General features: G+C 71.1%; 2 protein-coding genes. One reads left to right on the plus strand and one right to left on the minus strand.

The genetic code is table 11. The features are described 5' to 3' along the window. Window positions 1-216: 216 nt before the first annotated feature. Complete coding sequence (locus tag BKE38_RS16265; protein ID WP_076958336.1) at window positions 217-873, minus strand: DUF1028 domain-containing protein; 657 nt, start codon at window positions 871-873, stop codon at window positions 217-219. A gap of 122 nt (window positions 874-995) precedes the next feature. On the opposite strand from BKE38_RS16265, the gene BKE38_RS16270 reads away from it, so the two are divergent. After that, the coding region (locus BKE38_RS16270) for a YjbH domain-containing protein (protein WP_165694205.1) at window positions 996-1,885 on the plus strand (890 nt) is incomplete at its 3' end.

Below are 1,885 nucleotides of genomic sequence, written 5' to 3' on the forward strand. Positions count from 1 at the left end.
CCACCCATGCATTGGAAAAACTCTTTGGCAACCGCTTCCCGCCGCTGCGGCTGGCGCGGCGGCTGGGGATGGCCGCGGTGGACCGGATGCCGAAGCTGAAGCGCGCCTTCGCGCAGCGGGCCATGGGCATCACCGGCGCGCTGACGCAGTAAGCATGGGGGCTCCGCCCCCAAGCCCCCGCCGGGGGGATCGTATCCCCCCGGACCCCGCCGTTACCTAGCCACCGCGGGCATTGTCGGGATCGACCGCCCGCAGCACGTATTCATCCAGGTTCGGCGAATACAGGTCCCACAGCCGCGACAGCGCGCCGATGGGGTCCGGATCATTGTCGATGCGCAGATCGGCATAGGGGAAGGATTCCTCGTGCACGATCAGCATCACGGCGGAGACCAGGGGACGACCCTCGCCGCCGGCATCCTCGCCCGCCTTCAGGGCGGCGATCAGCCGGTCACCGAGGTGCCGCTCCGGCTCGGCCACGAAGGCGGCAACCATGGCGGCCGGGATCTGGTCGCTGACCAGGATATTGCCGATGGCCACGCAATCCGCCCCATGCGCGTCATTGTGCGCCGGCTTCACCCGCGCGCCGTGGAAATGCGCGGTGCGGCCGGCGGCGTCGATCGCCGCCAGCTGGCGATAGCCGTGATAGGGCGTGCTGGCCTCCAGCGCCGCGATCGTCTCCTGCGCGCTGCAGCCGCTGCGCAGCAGCTCCACCCCGCGCGGGCCGAGGCGCGGGTCGGTGCGGTGCTGCGTCAGCACCCCGCCCACCTTGGGCGCCAGGAAAGGAACGCGGGAGCCGATGGACAGCCCCGAGGTGGTGGCCACGGCGCCGAACTGGCCGCTGCGCGCGCAACGGCCGATCAGGGAGAAGGTCATGGCGCGGCATTCAAGGGCCGCGGCGTCCGCTTGTCCATCCGCGCCCTGAGCTTTGTCCTGGCGGTTGTTTTCGCGCCATGTCAGCATCGTTGCACGGTGGTGATGATCGATCCGGGGGGATCATGCCGCGGGGGGGATGGAAGCTGGGCCTGGCGATGGCCGCCCTGCTGGGGTCGGCGCCGGCCTGGTCGGAGGAAATCCCGGCCAGCGGCAGCGATTTCGGCGGCGCCGGCCTGCTGGAGATGCGCAACGCCCGCTTCCGCGAGGACGGCACGCTGGAGGTCGGCGGCGCGCTGCGCCACCAGCGCCGCTTCTGGTTCGTCAATTTCCAGGCGCTGCCCTTCCTCGAGACCACCTTCCGCCTGACCGAGCGCCTGGACGGCACCACCGGACAGGGCATGACCACCGACCGCGCCTTCGACCTGAAGCTGCGCCTGGTGGAGGAGACCGAGACCCGGCCCGCCATCGCCATCGGGCTGCAGGACTTCATCGGCACCGGCCTCTATGCCGGCGAATACATCGTGGCCTCCAAGCGCTGGCACGGCTTCGACCTGACCGCGGGGCTGGGCTGGGGGCGGCTGGGGACGGGCGGCGAATGGACCAGCCCGCTGGCGCTGGGCGACAGCCGTTTCCGCGACCGCCCGCGCGATGTCGGCCGCGGCGGCAGCCTGCAGACCGGCCTGTTCCGCGGCGAGGATGTCTCTCCCTTCTTCGGCGTCGAATATTCCATCCCCGCCATCCCGACCCCCTGGGGCGATGTCGAGGGCTTCCGCGCCAAGGTCGAATGGAGCGCGGATGCCCTGCGCGACGAGCGCGGCGGCTATCCCGCCCGCCGCGCCAATCTGCGCGGCGAGGCCAACAGCCGGGTGAATCTCGGCCTGCACTGGGCCAGCGAGCATATCGAGGCCGGCATCGCTTGGCTGCACGGCACGGATTTCCTGTTCAAGCTCTCCTTCCGGCTGAACCCGGCCGAGCCGCCCGCGGCCCCGCTGCCGCCGGCGCCGCCCATGCC

It is taken from the genome of Teichococcus deserti (assembly GCF_001982615.1).
Taxonomy (GTDB): domain Bacteria; phylum Pseudomonadota; class Alphaproteobacteria; order Acetobacterales; family Acetobacteraceae; genus Pseudoroseomonas; species Pseudoroseomonas deserti.